The organism is Streptomyces sp. NPDC059828, from assembly GCF_042731955.1.
Classification (GTDB): domain Bacteria; phylum Actinomycetota; class Actinomycetes; order Streptomycetales; family Streptomycetaceae; genus Streptomyces.
This window is the reverse complement of sequence record NZ_JBHWIW010000008.1, coordinates 93,846-117,942: the sequence shown is the minus strand read 5'-3', so window position 1 is coordinate 117,942 and position 24,097 is coordinate 93,846. Positions and strand designations below refer to the sequence as shown.

General features: G+C 68.8%; 22 protein-coding genes. 13 read left to right on the top strand and 9 right to left on the bottom strand.

Annotated features, from left to right (window positions below; genetic code table 11):
• Positions 1–2: 2 nt before the first annotated feature.
• The 7 genes from ACFV6V_RS07555 to ACFV6V_RS07525 form a co-directional block, all read right to left on the bottom strand.
• Positions 3–830, bottom strand: coding sequence for an FG-GAP repeat domain-containing protein (locus ACFV6V_RS07555; protein ID WP_385560498.1), 828 nt, complete (start codon positions 828–830; stop codon positions 3–5).
• Positions 831–1,180: 350 nt separating this feature from the next.
• Positions 1,181–3,682, bottom strand: a complete 2,502-nt coding sequence (locus tag ACFV6V_RS07550) for a GH92 family glycosyl hydrolase (protein WP_385560495.1) — start codon at positions 3,680–3,682, stop codon at positions 1,181–1,183.
• 804 nt (positions 3,683–4,486) lie between these two features.
• Positions 4,487–5,635, bottom strand: a complete 1,149-nt coding sequence (locus ACFV6V_RS07545) for a caspase family protein (RefSeq protein ID WP_385560492.1) — start codon at positions 5,633–5,635, stop codon at positions 4,487–4,489.
• Complete coding sequence (locus ACFV6V_RS07540; RefSeq protein ID WP_385560632.1) at positions 5,632–5,976, bottom strand: hypothetical protein; 345 nt, start codon at positions 5,974–5,976, stop codon at positions 5,632–5,634. Before ACFV6V_RS07540 ends, ACFV6V_RS07545 begins: the two co-directional genes overlap by 4 nt.
• 288 nt (positions 5,977–6,264) lie before the next feature.
• A complete protein-coding gene (locus tag ACFV6V_RS07535) occupies positions 6,265–7,017 on the bottom strand; it encodes a hypothetical protein (protein WP_385560489.1) in 753 nt (250 codons plus the stop codon).
• A gap of 107 nt (positions 7,018–7,124) precedes the next feature.
• Positions 7,125–7,379 carry a hypothetical protein gene (locus ACFV6V_RS07530; RefSeq protein WP_385560486.1) on the bottom strand — a complete coding sequence of 85 codons (255 nt, stop codon included), beginning with the start codon at positions 7,377–7,379 and terminating at the stop codon, positions 7,125–7,127.
• 137 nt (positions 7,380–7,516) lie between these two features.
• Positions 7,517–7,858, bottom strand: a complete 342-nt coding sequence (locus ACFV6V_RS07525) for an SCO0607 family lipoprotein (RefSeq protein ID WP_385560484.1) — start codon at positions 7,856–7,858, stop codon at positions 7,517–7,519.
• Between the two features lie 167 nt (positions 7,859–8,025).
• Between ACFV6V_RS07525 and ACFV6V_RS07520 the strand changes: the two genes are divergently transcribed.
• From ACFV6V_RS07520 to ACFV6V_RS07460, 13 genes are all read left to right on the top strand, one after another.
• Positions 8,026–8,835: a crotonase/enoyl-CoA hydratase family protein gene (locus tag ACFV6V_RS07520; RefSeq protein WP_385560481.1), complete on the top strand. Its 810-nt coding sequence runs from the start codon at positions 8,026–8,028 to the stop codon at positions 8,833–8,835.
• 438 nt (positions 8,836–9,273) lie between these two features.
• Positions 9,274–10,275 (top strand): sigma-70 family RNA polymerase sigma factor, encoded by a 1,002-nt coding sequence (locus ACFV6V_RS07515; protein WP_385560478.1) that lies wholly within the window; start codon positions 9,274–9,276, stop codon positions 10,273–10,275.
• Positions 10,276–10,449: 174 nt separating this feature from the next.
• Positions 10,450–11,409: an ABC transporter ATP-binding protein gene (locus tag ACFV6V_RS07510; RefSeq protein WP_385560475.1), complete on the top strand. Its 960-nt coding sequence runs from the start codon at positions 10,450–10,452 to the stop codon at positions 11,407–11,409.
• The gene (locus ACFV6V_RS07505; protein ID WP_385560473.1) at positions 11,406–12,176 is read left to right on the top strand and encodes an MlaE family ABC transporter permease; all 771 of its coding nucleotides are present in this window, start codon (positions 11,406–11,408) and stop codon (positions 12,174–12,176) included. The genes ACFV6V_RS07510 and ACFV6V_RS07505 overlap by 4 nt, the downstream gene beginning before the upstream one ends.
• Positions 12,177–12,179: 3 nt before the next feature.
• Complete coding sequence (locus tag ACFV6V_RS07500; protein WP_385560470.1) at positions 12,180–13,007, top strand: MlaE family ABC transporter permease; 828 nt, start codon at positions 12,180–12,182, stop codon at positions 13,005–13,007.
• 5 nt (positions 13,008–13,012) lie between these two features.
• Positions 13,013–14,233 (top strand): MCE family protein, encoded by a 1,221-nt coding sequence (locus ACFV6V_RS07495; protein WP_385560468.1) that lies wholly within the window; start codon positions 13,013–13,015, stop codon positions 14,231–14,233.
• Positions 14,230–15,273, top strand: a complete 1,044-nt coding sequence (locus tag ACFV6V_RS07490) for an MCE family protein (protein WP_385560466.1) — start codon at positions 14,230–14,232, stop codon at positions 15,271–15,273. Before ACFV6V_RS07495 ends, ACFV6V_RS07490 begins: the two co-directional genes overlap by 4 nt.
• Positions 15,273–16,253, top strand: coding sequence for an MCE family protein (locus ACFV6V_RS07485; protein ID WP_385560629.1), 981 nt, complete (start codon positions 15,273–15,275; stop codon positions 16,251–16,253). The genes ACFV6V_RS07490 and ACFV6V_RS07485 overlap by 1 nt, the downstream gene beginning before the upstream one ends.
• Before the next feature lie 53 nt (positions 16,254–16,306).
• Positions 16,307–17,458, top strand: a complete 1,152-nt coding sequence (locus tag ACFV6V_RS07480; protein ID WP_385560463.1) for an MCE family protein — start codon at positions 16,307–16,309, stop codon at positions 17,456–17,458.
• The gene (locus ACFV6V_RS07475) at positions 17,455–18,747 is read left to right on the top strand and encodes an MCE family protein (protein WP_385560461.1); all 1,293 of its coding nucleotides are present in this window, start codon (positions 17,455–17,457) and stop codon (positions 18,745–18,747) included. Before ACFV6V_RS07480 ends, ACFV6V_RS07475 begins: the two co-directional genes overlap by 4 nt.
• Positions 18,744–20,021: an MCE family protein gene (locus ACFV6V_RS07470; RefSeq protein WP_385560458.1), complete on the top strand. Its 1,278-nt coding sequence runs from the start codon at positions 18,744–18,746 to the stop codon at positions 20,019–20,021. Before ACFV6V_RS07475 ends, ACFV6V_RS07470 begins: the two co-directional genes overlap by 4 nt.
• 83 nt (positions 20,022–20,104) lie before the next feature.
• Positions 20,105–20,569 (top strand): hypothetical protein, encoded by a 465-nt coding sequence (locus ACFV6V_RS07465; RefSeq protein ID WP_385560626.1) that lies wholly within the window; start codon positions 20,105–20,107, stop codon positions 20,567–20,569.
• A 107-nt stretch (positions 20,570–20,676) separates the two neighbouring features.
• Complete coding sequence (locus ACFV6V_RS07460) at positions 20,677–21,516, top strand: hypothetical protein (protein ID WP_385560455.1); 840 nt, start codon at positions 20,677–20,679, stop codon at positions 21,514–21,516.
• Positions 21,517–21,692: 176 nt separating this feature from the next.
• On the opposite strand, the gene ACFV6V_RS07455 is transcribed toward ACFV6V_RS07460, so the two are convergent.
• Positions 21,693–22,895: a heparin lyase I family protein gene (locus tag ACFV6V_RS07455; RefSeq protein WP_385560452.1), complete on the bottom strand. Its 1,203-nt coding sequence runs from the start codon at positions 22,893–22,895 to the stop codon at positions 21,693–21,695.
• 129 nt (positions 22,896–23,024) lie between these two features.
• Positions 23,025–23,450, bottom strand: a complete 426-nt coding sequence (locus ACFV6V_RS07450; RefSeq protein WP_385560449.1) for a hypothetical protein — start codon at positions 23,448–23,450, stop codon at positions 23,025–23,027.
• Positions 23,451–24,097: the final 647 nt, after the last annotated feature.

Sequence of the window (24,097 nt, the reverse complement as noted above, 5' to 3'; positions counted from 1 at the left end):
CGTCAGAAGATTTTCTTGCCTCCCCAGCCAGCCGTGGCGATCTTGACGGTGGAACGGAACGTGCTCTTGTCGGTGCCGTTGTTGCGTAGCAGCTGCCCTTGCGTGTTCTGGGAGATCAGGTCAGGGCGGCCGTCTCCCGTGATGTCGCCCACGCCCACGAATGCGTTGCGGCCGGTGGCCCACCGATTGCCGAACACGAGGACGCGGGGCTTGAGCGTTCCGGCGGCTGTCCCGTCGTAGCGCCACAGGGAGTCGCTGCGGTCGACCGCGAGGATGTCGCCGATGCCGTCCCCATTGATGTCGCCCGCTCCGAATACGGCACGGTAGGTCTTCCAGTTCTTGCCGATGCGTCCCTTGGCCTCGAGTCCGCCGGTCCCATTGTTCGCGTACAAGTACATGTCGCCGGTGCTTGTCTGGCGGGCTACCAGGTCGGCGCGGCCGTCACCCGTCATGTCGCCTGGTGAGGTCAGAACGTTGAACTGGTTCCAGCCGGTCCCCAGGCGGTGGCTCAGGTCGAACTGCCCGCCCATACCAGGAGAGCAGTGAATCTGCTCCGCGTACAAGTCACCGTTCTTCCGGCGGCTGATGAGGTCGTTACAGCGGTCTCCGGTCAGATCACTGAAGGGTACGAAAAGGTTGAAACCGGCTCCCGAGCCCCAGTACTGGTGATGGGTGCGCAGACTCCCTGTGCCCGTTCCCCAGAAGAAGGACGCACTCGTGTCCGGGTGGATGACCACCAGGTCACCAAAACCGTCCGACGGTCCGGAGAAGTCCCGCCAACCAGGGCGCTCTGCTGCTGTCGCTTGTCCCCCCAGCAGTGATGCGACCACAGCGACCGCAGCTCCTACAGTCACGTGCACACTTGCTCTCATGTCGGATCCCCCTCGTTCTTGTCCGTCAGTCGACAGTCGGACAGCACCCTAGATCAGACTGGGGAGCGGCTTCACGGGCATATTGCCTTGCGATCGGACGCGCGAGATCGTGGAGGGCTGGAGCGGGCGTTGCGTACCCGGGCTGTTCCTTCGAGTACCGAGGCTTGTCTGCGGTTTCCGCTCGCGACACACAGAGCTTCATCAGGAGCGTGGCCGCGCTGCCGGGTGCTTCACGGCGCACCGTGCGCCGGCCGCCCGCGACCTCCCCGGGCGGCCGGCCAGGCAGCCAGCGACTTCTGAAGCACGCCTTAGCGGAAGTCCACCGGCAGCGCCCTCTCGTCGGTCCCCCACCGGGTGTTCGGGCTCGCACCGAGACGGAAGGCGATGCTCCCGCCGTGAGCGACCAGCGAGCCGCTCACCCAGGCCTGGTCGTGGTCCCGGCCGTCGATGGTGACGCCGTTGACGTAGCGGTTCGCTGCTGAGGCTTCGGGGGCGGTCACGATGATCGGCCGGCGACCGTCGCGGTGCAGCACGGCGCGGGGGAACAGTGGCGCGGACAGCAGCATTTCGGCGCGGCCCGGTGTCTGTGGGTACATGCCGAGGGCGGCGAAGACGTACCAGGCGGACAGCGTGCCGAGGTCATCGTTGCCGGGCAGGCCACTCGGGCCCGGCCCGTACACCGTGTTGACGATCTCCCGCACGGTCTCCTGTGTCTTCCACGGCTGGCCGAACGCGTTGTACAACCAGGGAGCGTGGATTCCCGGCTCGTTGGTCGGGTCGTACCTCAGCGGGTCCCCGCCGGCGAGCGACCAGCTGCCGTCCGGCTTGTGGAAGAAGCCGTCGAGGCGCGCCGCCGCGGTCTGGCGTCCGCCCATCGCCGAGGCCAGCCCCGACACGTCCTGGGGCACCATCCATGTGTACGTGGCACTGCTGCCCTGCGCGAAGCCGGTGCCCGTGGCCGGGGTGAAGCCGGGTACCCAGCTGCCGTCGAGGCTGCGCGCCTGGATATATCCCTCACCGGGCGTGGCCGAAGGGTTGAACACGTTCTTCCAGTAGGTCCCGCGCTCGGAGAACCGCTCGTGCAGTTCCTGCCGGCCGAGCAGGCCCGCCCATTGCGCGAGCGCCGAGTCGGCGACGGACGCCTCCAGCGTCTCCGCCGCGCCGCCCCAGCAGTGGCAGACGTCCTGAGCGGCGTAGTGCGAGTCGAGGTACTGCGCCAGATTGGGCCGGACACCGACGCACTGACCGGGGCAGCCGGCGTCGGAGAGCCCGTCGGGATGCGGCACGGTGGCCTGGCGTACGAAGGAGGCGAAGGCGCCCTCGGCGTCGAAGTTCCGCACGCCCATGGCGTAGAAGGTCGCCAGGGTCGCGGCAGAGGGGTCGCCGGTCATCACATGGGTGGCACCGGTGACATGCACCCAGCGGTCCCACACTCCGTCGTTCTGCTGTGCGTAGTGGTACAGGGACTGGGCGAAGTCCCCCGCGAGGCGGGGTTCGAGGAGTGCGAGGAGCTGGATCTGGGCGCGGTACTGGTCCCAGCCGGAGAAGTTGCTGTACTGGGCGCGCTGCCCCTTGGCCAGTCGGTGCTCCCTGCCGTCCATGCCCATGTAGCGGCCGTTCACGTCGTTCATCACATTGGGCTGCATCAGGGCGTGGTACAGGGCTGTGTAGAACGCCGTGCGCTGCTCCGTGGTGCCGCCGCTGATCCGGATACGGCGAAGCTGATCGTCCCAGGTGCGATAGCCGCGTTCGGCCACCGAGGCAACGTTGTCATGATGTCTGACTTCGGCGTTCAGGTTCTCGGCTGCCGCGGTGCCGCTGACGTACGAGATGCCCAGACGCATCCGCACCGTGCGCTTCGCAGCGTCGTTCCCGCTCGTGTCGAACCCGACCCAGCCGCCGGAGCCGCGTCCCGCCCGGTCTGCTCCGGTTGCGTATCCCTCGCCGCCTGACGCCTCGGTGGCGCCGTGCCGGACCTCGGCGTCGCGCCAGGTGCCGGTGTCGCTGAACGCGCGGTCGAAGCGGGCCACGAAGTGCAGCCGGTAGTAGCTCTTGCGGTTGTTGACGCCGCCATTGGCACGCCGCCCGCAGAAGGCTCCGGTCAGCACGGACCCGGTGACCTCGCGCCGCCCGGGGTCGATGCGGATGTCCGCGTCCTCGCTGCCGTTGAGCGAATTGGACGTACGGAACAGCAGCTTGGCGGGGCTGCCCTCGGGGAAGACGAACTCCCCCACTCCGGCCCGCTGGGTGACGGCGAGGTCCGTGGTCACTCCGGAGGCGAGGGTCACCTTGTAGTGGCCGGGGCGGGCTTCTTCCTGGGTGTGAGAGAAGTCGCTGGCATAGATCCGGTCCGCGCTGTCGGCCGAAGGGGAGTCGGTGATCTCCCCGGTGTACGGCATGATCGGGACGTCCCCAGCGGCCCCGGGGTTGCAGCCCGCGCCATTGAGGTGAGTGAGGCTGAAGCCGCGGACCCTGGTGACGTCGTACTGGTATCCGTTGGCGGCTCCGGTGCTGGTCTGGTCGCCCTTGGTGCTGGTAGGGCTCCAGGCGATCATTCCGAACGGCAGGGTGGCGCCCGGCCAGGTGGTGCCGTTGCGTGCTGTCCCGATGAAGGGGTCCACGTACGCGGCGGGATGGCGCACTTCGGCGACGCGAGGGGACGCGGCCGACGCGCTCGTGGCCGAGGCCTGCGAGGTGAGCAGCGAACCGGGTATCAGCGTTCCAACCAGCAACACGGCCGTGAAACGTCGTTGTGAATGGCGCAAGGCGCACTCTCCAGAGGGTGGGGCGAGCCGTCGGAAACCCGGCATCGCAGTGAGCATGTCAACGTGACCTCCTACTGGTCTGCGCTGAACTCGGTACCTGTAATCCCCTCACGCCGAGGTGAACGCCGGGTGGCTTGACCCCTCCGCCGAGCCAGGGCGGGCAGCTGCTTCACCGCCTCCTGGACGAGGACACTGCCGACGAGGCGCGTTGGGGTCCGCCGTCCCGGCCTCTCATGCGGGCAGCCGGGGTATCGACGACACGGAGGCGTTCACAGCGGGCTGGCAAGTCACGGACTTCGCTGACGCCGGACGGCGCTGCCTGACGAGCCTCGTCCAGAGAACGGGGGTCGGCCGTCACGGTGTCCTTCCTCGACAGCGACGTGGATTCGGCCTGGGGAATTGCGTGAACGTACCCCTGGGAACAGCGCGATCGTCCACACGAGCTGGGTATGCAGTGGGCATAGCGATAGGCCGGCATGTTCCTGCAGCTTCATGGGGCGGCCAGATATTGGGTTACCACTCGGCGGCCAAAGTGCAGAATCAGCCACGTTCAGCAGTTCAAGAACCGTAATGGGACGGTCGCTGAGACACTCGTGCGCGTATCGGTCGGGTCGGCCTCGGGGGATGTGGGACTGTGGCGCAGAATCGCAAGGGGTATTACCGAGCAGGGCACTATGTGAAGCCCTCATCGGCGTCGAGCCGGTGGAAGAAGCCGTCCACGGGCGTGATTCTCGTGGTCGGCCTCTTGGCCATCGCAGGGTGGAACACCCTTGTCGGGAACGAATCCGGCCACACGGAGAAAGCCCCTCGGCCCAGCCCGCCGGGAGCTTCGGCCTCGGCCGGCCCTGGTCAGTGACCAGGGCGGCGCCACAGGTTGGAGAGCCGTCGTCGCGGCGTTGTGGGTTTAGCGGTTTCACCGCGGGGCGCCTCAGCGCGCGCCTGCTGCGTCACGGCCGCGGCTTGGTGCAATTGGTGCCAGGAGCCTTTCCATTGACTGATCTGGTCGTCGGGTACGCCGCAGGCAGACAAGTAGGCGGCTGTGGTGGCCCAGGTCGCAGGGAGCGTGTCTCGGTTGACCAGTCTGCTGATGCTTGCCACGGAGATGCGTCCGGCTGAGCGGCGGCTGACCTCCTGCTGGGTCAGGCCGCTGGCCTCCCGCACGGCCGCGAGGTTGGTGAAGAAGCCGGTGACGGTGCGGATCGAGGCGGGGTCGGGCCAGGGGCGACGGTCGGGCTCGGTGCTGGCCGCGGTGGTGACCGGGGCTGCGGGAAGATCTGCGTGGTTGCGGGCGAGCGCCACCTGGGCGCCGCTGTTGCGGTTCCTGGCCTGGGGAACGGGATGTCCCCGCGCTTCCAGGGTCCGGCGCAGGTGTTGGTAGATGGCTTCCAGGTCGAGCAGCGGCGAGCCGCCGGGGATGCCGTGGCGCAGTGTGTCGAGGAGGGCACCGGTGAAGGCCGTGTGGGTGTCGCCGACCGGTGCCAGGGCGGTGCGGGTCTCGGCGGAGGCGGCGAGCAGGAAGGTGCCTTCCACCGCGGCCTGGTCGGCGAGTCCCTGTGAGGCGCTCATCCTGCCCAGGGCGAGGCCGCTGTAGCAGCAGTCGAGGAGGACGATGTGACGCTCCGCGCGCGAGCCCAGGAGGATCCGGCGCAGCCAGTCATAGTTCAGGCAGGTCTCGACCCGGTCGGGTTGTGTGTGCGGCAGGGCGAGCGTGAGCGCGTCGTGAGGGTCGATGAGGCCGTGCCCGGCGTAGTAGACGATCAGGGTGTCGATGGCCTCCTCGGCTGCCTGGCGCAGCGGTTCCATCACGGTGGCCGGCTCAGGCGGGTTTTCGACAACAGTCACGTGCGGGGCGGGCATGCGCAGGGAGAGCGGACCGCTCAGGGTGTCGGCAAGGTCGATCAGGTTGTTCGTGACGGCGGGCAACTGCTCGAGGTGGTCGTAGCGGCTGGTGCCGATCAGCACCGCTCGTGAGGCCCCGGGGTCGGGCAGGACACTCACGAGTCCCGGTCCTCGTCCGGAGGAGCGTCCAGCGCTCTGGTCGCCCGCTCAATGTCCTCAGGCGTGCAATCGGTGAGGACGATGACCGTCTCTCCGCGCCGGATCTCCACCCGCGGCCGCTGCGGCCGGGTCTGCCGCCACGCCACCAGTGCCAGCACGAACGACGCCGCACTCCACCCGTTCCCCGTCACCAGCTGCAGCATGTCCAGTGCGGTGCCCATCTCCCCCGGCTGCGGCGTATTCCCGCGCAGCTCGGTCACAGCGGACCTGCGCACATCAGGGTCTGACCGCAACCAGGCCTGCAACGACCGCAGATCCCCCGCACCCGATTCCAAGTGCACCTCTAACCGCACGCAGGCCTCCTCATCTACGAGCAGGGCCGCCACCGTTGACGACCGCCGAGGGCCATCGTCCCCCAACAAAGCAGCACTTCGCGGCACACTTCGCGAGGTTGCCCTCGGTACTGCGCGCCCCTTCGGGAGCCCTGCTGCGCCCTGCACCGTCGCGCGGCGCATCAACCGCTTGAAGCAGTGCTGAGGTATCGCCACCCCCTATGAGAAGACCGCGACCATCTACCTGGCCGGACTCCACGTCGCGGGCAACCTCTTTGGGGCCGCGAGGTACACGACTCAGGAGCAGGAACGCACGGCATCGTCCCAGGCGCGGGGACTGCGGTAGTGGTTCTTGTGCCCTGCGGCGAGCACATGGCGCAATTGCGCGAGGTGCTGAGTGTCGGCCGGGAGGTTGAGCTGGTCGAGGAGGGCCAGTGCGGCGGCCGGTTCCAGGTCGCCGTAGACGTCGTGGTAGCCGGCCCGGAGGCCCTTGAAGAGGGCTGAGTGCAGGGCGGGGAGCTGCACGGCGGTGCGGTACGTCGGCTCCTTCACCGGCCAGGGCACCGGACCCGAACAGTCCAGAACCCGACGGGCTCGGCGGAGCAGGGCTTCCGATCGCTCGGCCACCACTCGGTCCATGTCGTTGCCGAGCACTTCGGCGAAGGCCGTCGCGGAAGTGGTGTGGTCCTCGAACCAGTCCACCCACAGCGAGTAGGTGACGGCTTCGACGTCCCGGTCCGCCTCAAGGCGCCGGCGGTAGCCGTCCCACAGCACGTCATCCGGCATGGCGCCCTCCGCACGCCTGTTCGCGAACCCGATCTCGCACGTCACCCAGTAGTCGTCGAGGAGGTCCAGCAACCCGAAAGCCAGCTGGGCCTGGTCAGCTGCCTCCAGATCCTCGGAGAACACATCGCCGGCCCAGGCATGCGCGACTTGGTTGGCTGTGAGCAGCACGTCCGGCGCCTCGGCGCTCACCCACCCGTCGCGCACTTGGCTTACGCCCTGGTCAGCCAGCCAACGCCGCGCCGCCTCCATCGCCTGCATCTCCATTCGGGAAGTATGGCAAGCCGCGCAGGATCCGATCGAAACGGCCTCGGCTGGCCAGGGCAGGCTCAGCTCGCTGGCCGTGTTGGGGATGCGGGTGGAGACCAGCTCGCTCAAGGCGATTCCTTCGTGCTCGGCTTGATGGCGAAGGGGCGGGTGCCGGTCAGCTCGTCATAGACCGACGACGGGCGGCGGCGGACCTCGACCCGGGTGACCGCGGCCCGTTTCAGCAGGCCGCCAGCGGCCCGGTCCACCGGGGCGGGGGCTGCGGGGCTGCGGGGCTGCCACCTCGCCCCGGACGGCACTGGGCCGAGCGCGGGGATGGAGAACACCCCGGGAAGCGCCGGCCGGCACTGGTCGACCGTCATCGGCCGGTCCTGGCGCTCATCGGCTGCTCGCGAGTCGTCCGCCGTGTGCTCGCCAAGCTCTCGACGCCACCCGCTGGACACACCACTTCAGTGCCTTCGCCGCAGTCCGGCGTCAGCAGTGAGGCTCGGTGCTCATCTCATCCAGCGTCCGGCGCATCGATAATTTTGCCGCTCTCGTCGAGCGTGTGCGTGCGCCAGTAGACGTCCCACTCGTCGTCGACCTTCTGCGGCACCTTGCCCTGCGGGTAGCGTGCATAGCCCTTCGGAGGCTGCTCGCCGTCCGGGACACACGCGGAACCGGTGCCTCCCACGGTCATGACCGGGTACTCGCCATCACTGCAGATATCGTCCTGGATGGAGCAGCCGGCGAGCGCGACCGCCGCCACCACGGCCGTGCAAGCGGCAGCCGCGGCAATCCGTCCCCTGCGGCGTTCGGAGGCCCCGGCAAGCTGGCTGATGCTGCTACGGGATACGAGCATGTCACTCTCCTGTCATCGGTCTGCGCACCACTGTGGTCGACGTAGATCGTCACGCCTTGAGTACACCTACTCAGAAACGCAGCGCGCTTACTCAGCGGACCGCGTCTCGTTGGAGGGACGCGAGGACCGCTCTGGTACCCGGCCCGCGCGCAGGTGAGAATGCCGCCATGACGGATACCTCAGCGACTCCGGCAGCCCACGACGCCGTCCCCGCCGTCCGCGTCGAGCGGGATGGGCCCGTGACGACGGTGGTGCTGTCCCGCCCGGCCGCCCGAAACGCCGTGGACGGACCGACGGCCCGGCAACTGGCTGACGCCTTCCGGGCGTTCGATGCCGATGAGGACAGTGCGGTCGCGGTGCTCTGGGGCGAGGGCGGGACGTTCTGCGCGGGTGCCGACCTCAAGGCCGTCGGCACCGAACGCGGGAACCGGGTGGATCCCGACGGCGACGGGCCCATGGGGCCGACACGGCTGCGCCTGAGCAAGCCGGTCATCGCGGCCGTGGCGGGTCATGCCGTGGCGGGTGGGCTGGAGCTGGCCCTGTGGTGCGATCTGCGCGTGGTCGAGGAGGACGCAGTCCTCGGGGTGTTCTGCCGCCGGTGGGGTGTGCCGCTGATCGACGGCGGTACGGTCCGTCTGCCGCGGCTGATCGGCGAGAGCCGCGCGATGGACCTGATCCTGACCGGCCGAGCGGTCACAGCCGCCGAGGCGTACACGATCGGCCTCGCGAACCGACTTGTCCCACCAGGGAAAGCACGAGAAGCGGCCGAGGAGCTCGCCCGGCAGATCTCTGCGTTCCCCCAGCTGTGCCTGCGCCACGACCGTCTGTCCGTACGGGAGCAGCACGGGCTGTCCGAGGCCGAGGCGCTGTCGGCCGAGCTCCGGCACGGTCTGGTGCCGCTGTCAGCGGGTGAGACCCTCTCCGGTGCCGCGCGCTTCGCATCCGGGGCAGGGCGGCACGGCTCGTTCGCCGATTGAGCTGAGCTGAGCCGATGACGACGCAGGCGCCGCCGGAAGCATCATCGTGGCGCTCGCGGCCAGGTGCCACGGCGGGAGGCGGGGGCTGCGGCCCGTGTTCGCCGACACCGGGACGGCCTCCTTGATGCCGCGTTTGCGAAGGTTCTCCCAGTTACGGTGGGAGTGGTACACCTTGTGGGGCCGCACCCGGTCAGGCCTGCTGCGAGTCCGCCCGTGTCCAAGCCGGCGCAACTGGACCGTCCCCAGGGCCGCTCGAACTGCGGGAAATCGCCCATCTGCCCGGCCGGCTGCCGTGCGAGGCCCTGACCAGCGACGGACAGTCGGGCAACGGAAAGGAATCGATGCGCGTCCGCCCCTCTACAATCCCGGAAACCCAACGGTAACCTCCCCCGTGCCGGGCCTCGCACCTGTCCGGCTGGTGAGAGCGAAGGGGCCCTCATGACGACGGACACGGACGCGGCCCGCGAGCGGTGGCAGCACGCGTGGAGCCACCGTGAGCAGTTGCTGAAGGTGGCGCGCCGAAGGTCGATGAGCCCGGAGGACGCCGAGGACGCCGTGCACGAGGCGATGCTCCGCGCCGCCGAGAATCCCCATCTGGACGACGAGCGGCTGGGCGCCTGGCTGACCACGGTGACCACGCGGTTGTGTGTGGACCGCTACAGGCAGGTGCACCGTGAGACCGAGGTGCGCAGCAGTCCCACACTGCTCGCGCCGGTCCCGGTGCCGGTGGAGGAGGCTGTCTGCGACCGCGCTGAGGCGAAGTGGCTGGCAGTGCGGAGCGAGGAGCTGCCTGCCCGCCAGGCCGAGGCGCTGTGGTTGAAGTCGGAGGACCTCGACGTCAGCCAGGTCGCGCTGAGGATGGGCCTGAGCTACCGGACGGTCGAGTCCCTCCTGGCTCGGGCCCGCCGGACACTGCGTAATTCGCTGGCGGCCACGCTGGGCGTGGCGCTGTGGGTGATCGGGCGGGGCCGTCAGAGCGGGAACGCCCAGGCAGTGGCAGTGTCCTCGATGGCGGCGACCCTGGCGGTGGCAGGTCTGATCCTGCCCTACGCCCATGACGCGAAAGGCCCCTCCTCGCGGCCCCCCGCCCCCTCGGTCTCACCATCCTCGAAGACGATGCCCGGTGCGCGCCCCACCACGTCCGCCCCTGCCGAGGGCGGGGATGCCGCGCAGCCGGCCGCCACCAGCCGGCCGGGGCGGTCCGCGGACGCCGGTGCCCTCGTACCCCCGCTGCCTCAGCTGCCCTCGGTGCCCCTGACCGCGCCCGCCGTCCCGGACGTCCCCGAGGTGACGGCGGTGACGGCGGTGCCGGAGGTGCCGGAGGTACCCCTGCCGGACCTGCCCGAGGCACCGGACCCGGGCGACACAACCGAGGTGTCCGGACCAAGCACCTCCGGGCTGCACGCGCCCGTACCGCTGCAAGCGCTCCGCAGCCGCTGAACCCGGTGCGCAGGCGGTCCCCGCGCCCGGCGCCGCCCGGGACCGCGTGCCGGCTGTGTGCTCGGCGCACCCCGATTCCGGGGGCACGAAAAAAAATTCCACCCACCAGCGACGGACGGGCCCGCCCTCCCCGTAGAGCAGATGTCGGAGCTCCACGGCTGAAGGGTGAACCGGATGGGTGTCGAGATCTGTGTGGAAGGACTGACCAAGTCCTTCGGCCACCAGGTCATCTGGCAGGACGTTTCGCTGACGCTGCCCGCCGGGGAGATCTCGGTCATGCTCGGCCCCTCGGGCACGGGCAAGTCGGTGTTCCTCAAGACCCTGGTCGGGCTGCTGAAGCCGGACCGCGGCTCCATCCGGATCGCTGACACGGACGTCACCGGTCTGCGCGAGCACGACCTGTACGAGATTCGGAAGCTGTTCGGCGTCCTCTTCCAGGACGGCGCGCTGTTCGGGTCGATGAACCTGTACGACAACATCGCCTTCCCATTGCGGGAGCACACCCGTAAGCCGGAGAGCGAGATCCGGCGGATCGTCCTCGAGAAGATGGACATGGTCGGACTCATCGGCGCGGAGGAGAAGCTGCCCGGCGAGATATCCGGCGGTATGCGCAAACGGGCCGGGCTGGCACGCGCCCTGGTGCTCGACCCGGAGATCATTCTCTTCGACGAGCCGGATTCCGGGCTCGACCCGGTCCGGGTGGCCTATCTCAACCAGCTGATCGTCGATCTCAACGCGCAGATCGACGCAACGTTTCTGATCGTCACCCATGACATCGCGTCGGCGCGGCAGGTGCCGGACAACATCGGGCTGCTGTTCCGCCGGGAGCTGGTGATGTTCGGCCCCCGCGAACAGCTGCTGACCAGCGACGAACCGGTCGTACGGCAGTTCCTGAACGGCCGTATGCAGGGGCCCATCGGCATGGCGGAGGAGAAGGACGCCGCCCAGGTCGAACAGGAGCTGGCACAGCTCGGCGCGGGAGCCGACCCGGCGCCACCCGGCCTGCCCGAGCTGACTCCGCGGCTGCTGCCCAGTGCGGGGATAGACCGGCCGCCGCGCTGGGAGACGATCGCCGACCGGGAGTCGCTGCGGCAGGTGCGGGCCGCGGTCCGCGGAAGGACGGCGGACGCATGAGCCTCAATCCGGTCGGAGCGCTGCGGCAATCGGGCAACCTGTTCGCGATGGCCCTGGACGTCCTGCGGACACTCCCCCGGCGCCCGTTCCAGGTGCGGGAGTTCATCCAGCAGGCCTGGTTCATCGCGAGTGTGACGATCCTGCCCACCGCTCTGGTCTCGATCCCCTTCGGGGCGGTCATCGCCCTCCAGATCGGCAGCCTGACCCGGCAGCTGGGCGCGCAGTCGTTCTCGGGCGCGGCCTCGGTGCTCGCGGTGCTGCGGGAGGCCTCGCCGATCGTCACGGCGCTGCTGATCGCCGGGGCGGGCGGCACCGCAATCTGCGCGGACCTCGGGGCCCGCAAGATCCGTGAGGAGATCGACGCGATGCAGGTGCTGGGCATCGATCCGATCCACCGGCTGGTCGTCCCGCGGGTCCTGGCCTCGATGGTGGTGGCGGTGCTCCTCAACGGTCTCGTGTCGGTCGTGGGAGTGGCCGGCGGCTACTTCTTCAACGTCATCCTGCAGAACGGCACGCCCGGCGCTTATCTGGCCTCGTTCACCACCCTCGCCCAGCTGTCCGATCTCTGGGCGGCCGAGCTGAAGGCCCTGGTGTTCGGGGCCATCGCCGCCGTCGTCGCGTCGTACAAGGGGCTGACCGCCGAGGGTGGGCCGAAGGGCGTGGGCGACGCGGTGAACCAGTCGGTGGTGATCACCTTCATGTTGCTGTTCGTGACGAATTTCGTGATGACCGCCGTGTACTTCCAAGTCGTTCCGCAGAGGGGCTGACCCATGGCTCTGGTGAACCGTTTCGTGGGGCGGCCGCTCCGTTCCCTCGAGGAGCTGGGATCCCAGCTGTCCTTCTACGGGCGCTCGCTGGCCTGGACCGGCCGCACGCTGCGCCGCTACAAGAAGGAGGTCCTGCGGCTGCTGGCCGAGGTGAGCTTCGGCCGCGGCGCTCTGGCCGTCGTCGGCGGGACCGTGGGCGTGATCGCCTTCCTGTCGTTCTTCACCGGTACGGAGGTCGGCCTCCAGGGCTATACGGCGCTCAACCAGCTGGGCACCTCCAACTTCGTGGCGTTCCTGTCCGCGTACTTCAACACCCGTGAGATCGCGCCGCTGGTGGCCGGGCTGGCGCTGTCCGCGACGGTCGGGGCGGGATTCACCGCCCAGCTGGGCGCGATGCGGATCAGCGAGGAGACGGACGCCCTGGAGGTGATGGGCGTTCCCTCGCTGCCGTTCCTGGTGACCACCCGGATGATCGCCGGTTTCGTCGCCGTGATCCCGCTGTACGTGGTGGGGCTGCTGTCCTCGTACTTCGCCGCCCGGACGATCACCACCAGCTACTACGGGCAGTCCGCGGGCACGTACGACCACTACTTCCAGCAGTATCTGCCGCCGGTCGACGTGCTGTGGTCGTTCGGGAAGGTGATCGTCTTCGCGATCGTGATCATCCTGGTGCACTGCTATTACGGCTACTACGCGAGCGGCGGACCGGCCGGCGTGGGGGTCGCGGTCGGCCGGGCGGTGCGTACCTCCATCGTCGCCATCAACGTCCTGGACTTCTTCCTCAGCCTGGCGATCTGGGGCGCCAACACGACCGTGCGGATTGCGGGGTAGGGCCGGTGCGGATCGTGAGACTGAGGGTGTACGGCATCGTCTTCATCGCCGTCATCGCGCTGCTGCTGTCGCTGTCCGTCGCCGTCTACCAACAGGCGTTCGTCTCCGTCGTGCGCATCACGCTGGAGGCGGGCACGCTGGGCAACCAGTTGGAGCCCCGGGCCGACGTCAAGCTGCGCGGGCTGCTGGTCGGCGAGGTCCGGGAGGTCCGGGCCGACGGTGAGAAGGCGACGCTCGACATCGCGCTCAGGCCCGAACACGTCGCCCGGATCCCGTCCGACGTGCGGGCGAGGCTGCTGCCCAAGACGCTGTTCGGCGAGAAGTACGTCGACCTCGTGGCCTCCAGGGAGTCCTCGGCCCGGCACATCCGCGCCGGGGACGTCATCACCCAGGACCGCACCAGGGTCGGCATCGAGCTGCAGCAGCTGATGAACGACCTGCTGCCGCTGCTGCGCACGGTGCGGCCCGCCGAGCTCAACGCCACGCTCTCGGCATTCGCCACGGCGCTCGACGGCCGCGGCGACCGCGTCGGCGACAACCTCATCCGCCTGGAGGGCTATCTGCGCCGGATCAACCCCCATATGCCTTCGATCAAGGAGGACATCTCGCGGTTCGCCGATGTGGTCGAGCTGTACGGGGACGCCGCGCCCGATCTGATGAGGATCCTGCGGAACACGGTCACCACGAGCCGCACGATCGTCGAGAAGCGGGACCAGCTGGCCGAGCTGTTCACCTCCACGGCGACCGTCGCCAGGACCGCGGACGAGGTGCTCGACGAGAACGCCGGGAGGCTCATCACGCTGGGCCGGGTCTCCCGTCCCACGCTGGCGCTGTTCGCCCGCTACGCGCCGGAGTACCCCTGTCTCCTCAAAGGCCTGGTGAGGCAGGAGGCCGCGTCGGAACAGGCCTTCAGAGGCGGAGAAATGCGCATCACTCTCGAAGTCGTCCGGCCCCGGCCGGCGTACCGGCCCGGCGAGGAACCGCGCTATGCGGAGCGTTCAGGGCCCGACTGCCGTGGGATGCCCCATCCGCGGGTCCCGGCACCTGCCACCAAGCTCGACGACGGTACGTCGGGCGCGCCCCGGGTGTCCGCCACCGAGTCGGAGCAGCGTGCCGTGGGTTCACTCGTGTCACCCGTCATGGGTGTGCCGGCCGATGAGGTGCCCGCGGTGGCGACGCTGCTGTTCGGGCCGATGGCCCGGGGAACGGCGGTGAGTGTCGCATGACGTCCGCAGGAGCCAAGGGCGCGGGGCAGACCGCGTCGCCGCTGCTCAAGTTCAGTCTGTTCGCCGTGGTAACGGTGCTCGCGACGACGCTGCTCGCGGCCACGATCGTCACCGTCTCCTTCACTCCCGAGCACACGTACCGCGCCGTGTTCAGTGATGTCACCAGTCTGGAGAAGGGCGACGACATCAGGGTGGCCGGTGTACGCGTGGGTGAGGTGGAGGACATCAGCATCAAGGACCGCACTCTCGCCGAGGTCACCTTCTCCGTCGCCCAGGACCGTCCGTTGCTCTCCAGCACGGGCGCCGTCATTCGTTACCGCAATCTGGTGGGGCAGCGGTACATCGCGCTGTCGGAGGGCTCCGGCGACTCCACCAGGCTGCCGCCGGGTGGACGGATCCCACTGTCCCGGACCCAGCCCGCGCTCGATCTGAACGCGTTGCTGAACGGATTCAAGCCGCTCTTCGCCGCGCTGAGTCCGAAGGACGTGAACCAGCTCGCCACAGAGATCATCAAGACGCTCCAGGGCGAGGGCGGAACGGTGAACAGCCTGCTCGCGCACACGGCTTCGCTCACCACCACGCTCGCGGACCGCGACAGACTGATCGGCTCGGTGATCGACAACCTCAACACGGTTCTCGGAACCCTGGACAAGCGCAGTGCCCGATTCTCCGGACTGGTCAAGCAGTTGCAGCGGCTGGTCTCCGGGCTTTCGGCCGACCGCAAGCCCATCGGTGACTCACTCGTGAGCATCGGCGAGCTGACGGAGGCCACATCCGGCCTGCTGGAGGACGCCCGGCCGCCGTTGCGCGACGACATCGCCGAGCTGACCGATCTCACCGGAACGCTGAACAAGAACGAGAAGACGGTGGAGGGCGTGCTGAAGCGGCTGCCGAACAAGCTCAACAAGCTGACGGGGACGGCCTCGTACGGCTCCTGGTTCAACTTCTACCTCTGCGACTTCGACGGCCGGATCGTGCTGCCGAAGACCCGGGAGGTCCTCACCCCCGAGCTCCACGTCGCCCGAGCGAGGTGCACATGATGGTGCCGTTCCGCGAGCGCAACCCCGTGGTGATCGGGGCGTGCGGCCTCACCGTGCTGGGGCTGCTCGCCGTCGCCGCGTTCAAGGCGGACAGCCTGCCGCTCATCGGCGACGGGGAGGACTACAGTGCGGCGTTCTCGGAAGCGGGCGGTCTCAAGCCCGGCGACGAGGTCCGCATCGCCGGGGTGAAGGTCGGCAAGGTCGACGAGGTGGAGCTGGACGGAGACCATGTCAGGGTGGCCTTCCGGGTCAAGGGTGACCCCGGGTTCGGCACCAGGACGGGCGCCGCCATCCGCGTCAAGACGATCCTGGGGGCCAAGTACCTCGCACTCGAGCCGAAGGGTTCCGGGCAGTTGGAGCCGGGCAGCGAGATCCCGCTGAACCGGACGACCCCCGCGTACGACGTCGTGGCGGCCTTCAGCGATCTGACGACGACGACGGAGAAGGTCGACACAGAGCGGCTGGCGACTGCCCTGGAGACCATCTCCCTCACCTTCGAGGACTCCCCCGCCGAGGTGCGGGCGTCCATCAAGGGCCTGTCGAAGATCTCGCGTACGGTCGCCTCCCGCGACGAGGCGCTCCGTGAACTCCTCAGCCACGCCAACGGGATCAGTGGTGTGCTGGCCAAGCGTTCGGGTGAGTTCTCCACGCTGGTCAAGGACGGAGACGCGCTGTTCAAGGAGATCTCCGGGCGAAGGGCGGCGATCCACACACTGCTCAAGAGCTCGGCTGCCCTCGGCGTCCAGCTGTCCGGCCTGGTCGAGGACAACCGCAGGGAGATCGGACCGGCGCTCGCGGGCCTGAACTCGGTGGTCACGATGCTCGAACGCAATCAGACCAGTCTCGACCGCAGCGTCAAGCTGCTCGCGCCGTATGTGCGGGTCTTCACCAACACCCTCGGCAACGGCCGCTGGTTCGACAGCTACATCCAGAACATGGTCGCCACTCCGGTGGTTCCGCGGTCGGGAGGTTCCTCATGAGCGCGCGTCTGCTACGCATGCGTCTGCCTCGTACGCGCCTGTCTCGTATGCGCATGCCGAGCTCGGGGGCGCTGCGCAGGCGCCTGCTGCGCCGGGCGGCGCTGGTCACCGCGCTGGCGGTCGTCGCCGCGCTCGTCGTCGTCATGTGGCCGAAGCCGGACCCGGTCCGGGTCACGGCGTACTTCGCGCGCACGGTCGGTATCTATCCCGGTTCCGACGTGCGGGTGCTGGGCGTACGGATCGGTGAGGTGAAGGCGATCACTCCGGAAGGCGGCCGGGTACGGGTGGAGCTGGAGTACGAGGCCGGGCGGAAGGTCCCCGCCGACGCCAAGGCGGCGATCATCAACTCCTCGGTGGTCAGCGACCGTTACGTCCAGCTGCTGCCGGTGTACCGGTCCGGACCGGCGATGAGCAGCGGCGATGTCATCACGGAACAGCACACGGCCGTACCCGTCGAGCTGGACCGGATCTTCGACAGTCTGCACACGACGGCCGAGGCGCTGGGCCCGCGGGGAGCCAACAAGGACGGTTCGCTGTCCCGGCTGCTCGGCGTGAGCGCGGACAACCTCGAGGGGCAGGGCGAGAACCTGCACCGGACCGTCGAGGATCTCTCGCTGGCCGTGACCACCCTGTCCGACGGCAGGCAGGACCTGTTCGGCACGGTGCGCAATCTCCAGGTCTTCACAGCCGCGCTGGGCGCCGACGACAAGAACGTCCGGTCGTTCAACGACAGCCTGGCCGACGTGGCCGGCCAGCTCGCCGGGGAGCGCGAGGACCTCGCGGCCGCGTTGCGGCACCTGGGCGTGGCGCTCGCCGATGTCTCCGACTTCGTGAGGAAGAACAAGAATTCGCTGACGTCGAATGTGCAGGGCCTCAGCAAGGTCACCAAGGTACTGGTCACCCAGCGAGCCGCGCTGGCCGAGCTGCTGGAGGTGGCGCCTGCAGGGCTCTCGAATCTGCAGAACGCCTACAACCCGGCCTCCGGAACGCTCGACACCCGCAACAACCCGGACCACCCGCAGGATCCGGCCGCGCTGCTGTGCTCGGTGCTCGGAACGACCGGGGACGGCAATGCGGCGGACTGCCGGGACCTGGAGAAGCTGTTCGACTCCTTGCCGGAGCTCGGACCGGGCGGCACCCGGCCGGTGTCCGGCTCCGGCTCGGTCGACCGGACCCTTGGCGGAATCCTGGAGGCCGGCGCATGAGCGTGGAGCACCGGAGACTGCTCCGTACGAGTGCGGCCGTGTGGGCGGCGGCAGGCTCGCTGCTGCTGTCGGGCTGCGACTTCAACGGTCTGTACGACGTCGAGCTGCCCGGCGGAGCGGCCACCGGCGGCGACGCCTACCGGGTCACCGTCGAGTTCAAGGACGTTCTCGACCTCGTGCCGCAGTCCGCGGTGAAGGTCAACGACGTCACCGTGGGCTCGGTCGAGAAAGTGGAGCTGAACGGCTGGCACGCCCGGGTCGGTCTGCGCATCTCGAAGTCGGTGAAGCTGCCCGGCAACGCGGTCGCCGAGTTGCGGCAGAGCAGCATGCTCGGCGAGAAGTACGTGGCGCTGTCGGCACCCGTGGACGCGGCGTCCGTCGGCAGGCTCGGCGACGGCGCCCGGATCCCGCTGTCCCGCAGCGGGCGCAATCCCGAGATCGAAGAGGTGCTGTCCGCGCTGTCCGCCCTGCTCAACGGGGGTGGGGTGACGCAGCTCAAGACGATCACCACGGAGCTCAACAAGGCCTTGGAGGGGCGGGAGAACCGGGTCAAGTCCCTGCTGACGGAGTTGAACACCTTCGTCGGCGGGCTCGACGCACAACGCAAGGAGATCGTCCGCGCGCTCAACGGCCTCGACCGGCTGGCCAAGCGGCTCGGGCAGGAGAAGGAGACGATCGCCCGGGCCGTCGACACCGTCCCGCCCGCGCTCAAGGTGCTGGCCGACCAGCGGATCAAGCTGACGTCGATGCTCACGTCCCTGTCGAAGCTCAGCAAGACCGGCACGAAGGTGGTCAATGCGTCGCACGACGACATGGTGGCCAATCTGCACAGTCTGCGGCCGATCCTGGAACAGCTGAACAAGGCGGGCAGTGATCTGCCCAACGCGCTGGAACTCATGACGACGTATCCGTTCCCGCGCAACGCGACGGACTCCATCAAGGGCGACTACGTCAATCTCAGGATCACCGCCGATCTCGATCTGGCGGGTATCTACGGCAATCTCGGCGAAAAGCCCAGGAAGCCGGGCGGCCCGAAGAAGCCGGGTGTTCCTGACATTCCCGTTCCCGAGGTCCCCGGTGTGCCCGGGGTACCCGGAGTCCCCCGGCCGACTTCACTGCCGTCGCCGGACGCGCCCGGCACTGCCCCGCCGCCCCCGGACGGCGCCCCGTTGTGTCCGCCGCTCTGTACCGGCAGTCAGGTGTCGTACGGCACCCGGAGCGAGGGCCACTTCCCGCCCGGGGTCGATCCCGCCCTGGCGGAACTGATGCTGAAGGGGATGCAGCCGTGATCACACGAACGGTCAAGATCCAGTTGCTCGCCTTCGCCACGGTCACCGCTGTCGGCGTGTCGTATGTCGGCGCCCGCTACACCGGGCTGACCGACGCCCTCCTCGACCGCGGGTACACCGTGCGGGCCGACTTCGCCGATTCGGGAGGCGTCTTCCCCGGCGCCGAGGTGACCTACCGCGGTGTGCCCGTGGGCCGCGTCGGGGAGCTGCGGCTCACCGGCCGGGACGGGGTCTCGATAGCGCTGGACATCGAGGACGGGCCGGACATCCCGGCGGACACCGTGGCCGTCGTCGCGAACCGTTCGGCGGTCGGTGAGCAGTACGTCGATCTGCAGCCGCGGGGCCCGGGCGGCCCCTACCTGCGCGACGGCAGTACCATCGCCCGCCGCGCCACCAGGGTGCCGATGCCCACCACGGACCTCGTGCTCAGTCTGGACCGGTTGGTGAACTCCGTTGGCAAGGACGACCTGCGCATCACGGTGGACGAACTGGGCAAGGCGTTCGCCGGCACGGGCCCTGAGCTGAGTCGGCTGGTGGACTCGGGCAACGCCCTGGTCGAGTCGGCTTCCCGTTCCCTGCCGCAGACGGTCTCGCTGATCGAGGACTCACGGAGGGTCCTGAAGACACAGGCCGACAAGGGATCTGCCATCAAGTCCTTCTCCCGCGACCTCGCGGCGCTCTCCGCCGAGTTGAAGTCGAGCGACGGCGACATCCGCAAGCTCATCGGCTCCGGTACGCCGGCGGCGCAGGAGGTGAACTCACTACTGACGGCGAACCGGCCCCATCTGCCGGTGCTGCTGGGCAATCTGATCAGCGGCGGCCAGATCACGGTGGCGCGGCTGCCCGGGATGGAGCAGGCCCTGGTCACCTTCCCCGTGGTGGTGGCGGGCAGCTACACCGTGGTCCCGGGCGACGGCACCACCCACTTCGGACTGGTGGTCAACGCGGACGAGCCGCCGCCGTGCCGGCAGGGATACGGGACCCAGCGGCGCGACCCGTCGGACACGAGCGAGCGGCCCGCGAACACCGGAGCACACTGCTCGGCCCCGCGCGGCGGCCCCACCTCGGTGCGCGGCGCGCAGAACGCCCCCGGCTCATCGGGGCGCAAGGGTTCCGGCACGGACGGAGCCGCCCATGTCACCCCGTACGACCCCGAGACGGGCATGGCCGCGGGTCCGGACGGAACGCCTGTCGAGATCGGCTCGACCGGCGGTGAACAGAGCGTATTCGGAAAGGACTCGTGGCAATGGCTGCTCGTCGGACCGATGGCATGACAGGAAGCCTCGCGGGGCGCGTGGCGCGGCTGCTTCGCCGGCTGTGGTCGAGGACGGCGGAGGCCGCCGGCCGTGGCAGGGCGATGCCCGTGTCGCTGTCGGCGGCGACCGTCGTCACGACGGTCCTCGCTGTCTGGCTGGGCTTTCAGGTGCAAGAACAGCGAGCGCAGGAACAGCGGCGCCAGGGCATCCTGGCAGCGGCGCGCCAATCGGCGCTGAACTTCACCTCGCTCGATTACCGGCACTACAAGAAGGACAGCGAGAACGTGCTGAAGGGCGCCACCGGCGACTTCAAGAAGGAGTTCGCCGCGCAGACGGGCGAGCTGACGAAGCTGGTCGCGGCGAACAGATCGGTCTCCCAGGGGCAGGTGCTCGAAGCCGGCATCACCCGGGCCGACGAGAAGTCCGCCCGCGTGCTGGTGGTCGCCGACAGCAAGGTGACCAATACGGCTGCCCCGGAGGGCCAGGCCCGCACCTACCGGCTGCAACTCGACCTCGTGCTCGAAGGCGGTCGATGGCTGACGTCCGACGTCGAGTTCGTCGGCTGACGGGCGCCCGGAGCCCGTCCAAGGCGGGGCCGCGACGACAGACACTTCCGATGCCGACCGCGCCCCTGTACCCCCGCACCCCCGCACCACCAGTGAGGAGAAAGCCCATGCCGAACCCGATCACCCGAGGCCGTGGCGTCGGCTCCCCCGCTCGCCGCTCGATGACCGCGGCCGTCCGAGCGGCGGCCAAGCGCACCGCGCGCGGCGACACCATCGCCCCGGGAGTACCCGAGGACCGGCCCACCGGACGGTCCTCGCGCGGATCGGTCTCCGGACGCACCTTGCGTACGAAGGAGCCGGAAACCGAGCCCGTCGAACCGGACTGGGAGGCACCGGACTGGGAGGAGTCCGATCGGTATGTTCCCGGCGCGGAGACGGCGCAGGAGCCGGAGCAGGACTCCGCGGAGCCGGACGCCGAAGGCACCGCCGGGGCATCGGGCACGGGATGGCGCAGGCTGGTGATGGCCCTGCTCGCCGTGCTGTCGGCGGCCTCCCTGGTCGGGGCCGTCGTACTCGCCCAGGACTACTCGGACGGCCGGCGGGCGGAGCAGGCGCGGCAGCAGGCACTCGCGGCCGCGCGGACGGCGGCTCCTGTCGTCCTGTCGTACGACTACCGGCATCTGGACCGCGACTTCGCCGCCGCGCGCGGACATCTGACCGGATCCTTCCATGACGAGTACCGCAGGACGACCAAGGCGGTGGTGGCACCGACCGCGAAGAAGTACCAGGGAGTGGTCAAGGCGACAGTGGCCTCCCCACCACAGGGCGGCGGCTCCGCGGCATCGGTGGTGTCGGCCTCGCCCGACAAGGCGATCGTGCTGCTTTTCGTCAACCAGGTGACGCGGAGCAGCCAGGTCGAGGGGCCCCGCGTCGACCTGAACCGGGTGCGGATGACGCTCACTCTGACCTCTGACGGCTGGAAGGTGGCAGCGGTCGACGCGTTGTAATCCGCCGCGGGGCGTGCCCTGGCGCCTTCCGGGACAGGACTGGACGGGAAGGCCGGAAACGGCCTTCCCGTCCAGTTCGGCAGGCGCCCACTCCGCAAAGCGCGGGCGTTCTCTCCTCCAACTCCTCGATGACAGGCGCCTCACCCAGCGCCGGAATCGTTCTCGCCCGGCTTCCCTTACAGCCCCAGTGGCCCGGCTTCGGTGATGCTGGCCCAGTCGTTCTCGGGATTCGCCCAGAACGAGACCCTGAGGTAGCGGGCGTCGATGGACCCGGTGGTGAAGAGCACTGTTTCGGGTGCCGTGGTCGTCCCTGAGCTGCGGCCTTCCCACACCTTCGCGTACGAGACGCCGTCCTGCGAGGCATGAATGGTGTAGTCATTCCACCGCAGGTCACCGCGGTGCCAGGCCACTGTCGCGCCGCACAGCTGGCGCAGCGCACCGGTGTCGAGGATCAGTGCGGCGCCGAATCCCTGGCCGGACCAGCGGGTCGTCGGATTGCCGTCGATGGCGTTGGCGGGCGGGTTCGTCGGCTCGTACGTCGTGGCGGACGCGGATGGCACCGGCACGGCTCGCGTACAGGCCCGCTCGGGCGCAACGTCCCGGTAAGCGGCGCGCTCGTCACCCAGGCGCAGAGCGTCGTGGTACATCACTCGCTGAGTGGTGCTGGAGGGGGCTCCGGTGTTCCAGTCCCACTTGTAGATCCCGAGCTTGAAGTAGGGCGATCGTGGGCCCCCGCCGTGGGTGGCTCCGGTGCGGTGCACAACGCGTTCGCCGTTCTTCCACACCTGCAGCATGCCGGTACTGTCGGTACGCCAGGTCACGTGGAAGACCCAGTCGGCCCAGACCCCCGTGGAGTAGGGACCCAGATCGATGAACTCGCCGCGGAAGTCGATCTTCCAGCGCCCTTCATCGGTCAGAAGTGCCAGGGGTGGTGAGCCACCCGGGCAGCCGACGTCGCACTGGTGCCACTGGCTCACGATCTCGGCCGAGGTGTCGTAGGCCCATGTCGACGCGAGGTTGATGCTGAAGCCGTACCACCGCTCAGCGCCGGCGGGTTGCTCGTCACGCTGCGAAATCTCCGCGCGCTTGCTGCCGGAGACGACCGGATCGGATTTCCTCAGCTCGAATCGGGCTGCGTAGGAACCGTCGCGTGTGGGGCTGGTGACGTTCGTGGCACCGTACGACGTCGCCCACTGCTTGTTCAGGTTGGGCGGCGCTGCGGCGGGAAGGGTGCGGTCAGCCGACTGCTCCCAGTCGAGCGTGCGCTGCACACCAGCGGGATCAGCACCGGCGCTCTGTGAGGGGGCTATCACCACGCCCAGCGCCAAAAGCGCAACGGCGGCGACCAAGGCTCTGGCCCTTTTCCGCACTGCTGTCATGTCGACTCCTTTGTCGCTCGCTTGAGGAGTGGGCAGGAGCAAGCCGGCGATCGGCTCGCTCCTGCCTCTGCTCCGGGGGACGGCCGGCCCGCCTCTGTGCCCGTACGGCTGAGCCGGCTCAGAGACGTCCTAGCTGGCGGTGACGGACAACGGCGCCTGCGCGTTGTTCCTGACGTTGATCGGGACCCCACCCCACCACCGGCTCACGCACAGCGTCCGTCCTGCCTGGACGGGGATGTACTCGGGCGGCGCGTTGAGCCTGGTCTGTACGCGCGCCTCGCCGTACTGCGTGCCCAGGTTCTTCACGCAGAGACGAGTCGCTCCGAAGAACCAAGTGGGAAAGTCGGCGTTGCTGCCGTAGTAGGGCAGGTGAGCCGGCCCGGCGGTGGCGCGCAACGGCGCCAGGGCCTTGGTGTTGGCGGCCTGTTCGGCAGCAGCGGCAGTGGGGTGCGGGGACGCCTGGGCCGAGCCGGCGACGCCGACGCCCATGCCTCCCGCCATGGTGAAGGCAATGAGCAGGGCACTGGCGTGACGCCGGATCGATCGCTTCGTCATGTCGACTCCATTTCACGGGTCTGAGTGGTCATCTTCCGAAGCCCGGCGAGCGTTCTGCGCGAGTTGGCGCTTGCCCCGCGGTAGTGACCGTCCCTCGTCGGGTTGTTGCCTTCCTTGCTGGTCTCCCAGGTATCGGAGGACTCCTCGCCGCCTCCTCTGTCGTCCCTGTTTTGAGTCGCGGAGTGGGGTGGTCACGACACATAGTTGTGCACCGAGTTGGACTCAAGAACGAGTTCACGGGCAAACCGCGCCGGCTCTTTGACACGTAACCGACGCGGGCGTGACCGACTGAGGGTGCAGGCGGCGGAATAGGCTCCGACGGCCGTTGAAACGAATGTTCGGTGGACTTGAGTACACGGGAATAACCAAAGCGATCATGGCGCAGTACACCAGCCGGCCGGCGCCGCTCCTGCGGCAGCTCTGCTGAAGTAACGATTGCGCTTGCCTTCGTTGATCTGGGCCATGCGCCCTTACCCTTTCTCGACGATCCGCACAAAGGAGCTGGTGCGTTTCAACGATGCGGGGACTGGGCGAATTACGGACCAGGGGATTCCCTAGTGTCCCTGCGGGAGTGGCTCTGGAGCGGCCACAATCGTGAGCGGCACCCGTCCATCGGCACTGCTTCGACATCGTTTCTCGGGGGGATG

Coding starts and splice junctions, on each gene's coding strand:
- ACFV6V_RS07550 (WP_385560495.1), bottom strand. CDS start 3,682: ATGCCGGGTTTCCGACGGCTCGCCCCACCCTCTGGAGAGTGCGCCTTG.
- ACFV6V_RS07535 (WP_385560489.1), bottom strand. CDS start 7,017: ATGGAGATGCAGGCGATGGAGGCGGCGCGGCGTTGGCTGGCTGACCAG.
- ACFV6V_RS07530 (WP_385560486.1), bottom strand. CDS start 7,379: ATGACGGTCGACCAGTGCCGGCCGGCGCTTCCCGGGGTGTTCTCCATC.
- ACFV6V_RS07525 (WP_385560484.1), bottom strand. CDS start 7,858: ATGCTCGTATCCCGTAGCAGCATCAGCCAGCTTGCCGGGGCCTCCGAA.
- ACFV6V_RS07520 (WP_385560481.1), top strand. CDS start 8,026: ATGACGGATACCTCAGCGACTCCGGCAGCCCACGACGCCGTCCCCGCC.
- ACFV6V_RS07515 (WP_385560478.1), top strand. CDS start 9,274: ATGACGACGGACACGGACGCGGCCCGCGAGCGGTGGCAGCACGCGTGG.
- ACFV6V_RS07510 (WP_385560475.1), top strand. CDS start 10,450: ATGGGTGTCGAGATCTGTGTGGAAGGACTGACCAAGTCCTTCGGCCAC.
- ACFV6V_RS07505 (WP_385560473.1), top strand. CDS start 11,406: ATGAGCCTCAATCCGGTCGGAGCGCTGCGGCAATCGGGCAACCTGTTC.
- ACFV6V_RS07500 (WP_385560470.1), top strand. CDS start 12,180: ATGGCTCTGGTGAACCGTTTCGTGGGGCGGCCGCTCCGTTCCCTCGAG.
- ACFV6V_RS07490 (WP_385560466.1), top strand. CDS start 14,230: ATGACGTCCGCAGGAGCCAAGGGCGCGGGGCAGACCGCGTCGCCGCTG.
- ACFV6V_RS07485 (WP_385560629.1), top strand. CDS start 15,273: ATGGTGCCGTTCCGCGAGCGCAACCCCGTGGTGATCGGGGCGTGCGGC.
- ACFV6V_RS07480 (WP_385560463.1), top strand. CDS start 16,307: ATGCCGAGCTCGGGGGCGCTGCGCAGGCGCCTGCTGCGCCGGGCGGCG.
- ACFV6V_RS07475 (WP_385560461.1), top strand. CDS start 17,455: ATGAGCGTGGAGCACCGGAGACTGCTCCGTACGAGTGCGGCCGTGTGG.
- ACFV6V_RS07465 (WP_385560626.1), top strand. CDS start 20,105: ATGCCCGTGTCGCTGTCGGCGGCGACCGTCGTCACGACGGTCCTCGCT.
- ACFV6V_RS07460 (WP_385560455.1), top strand. CDS start 20,677: ATGCCGAACCCGATCACCCGAGGCCGTGGCGTCGGCTCCCCCGCTCGC.
- ACFV6V_RS07455 (WP_385560452.1), bottom strand. CDS start 22,895: ATGACAGCAGTGCGGAAAAGGGCCAGAGCCTTGGTCGCCGCCGTTGCG.
- ACFV6V_RS07450 (WP_385560449.1), bottom strand. CDS start 23,450: ATGACGAAGCGATCGATCCGGCGTCACGCCAGTGCCCTGCTCATTGCC.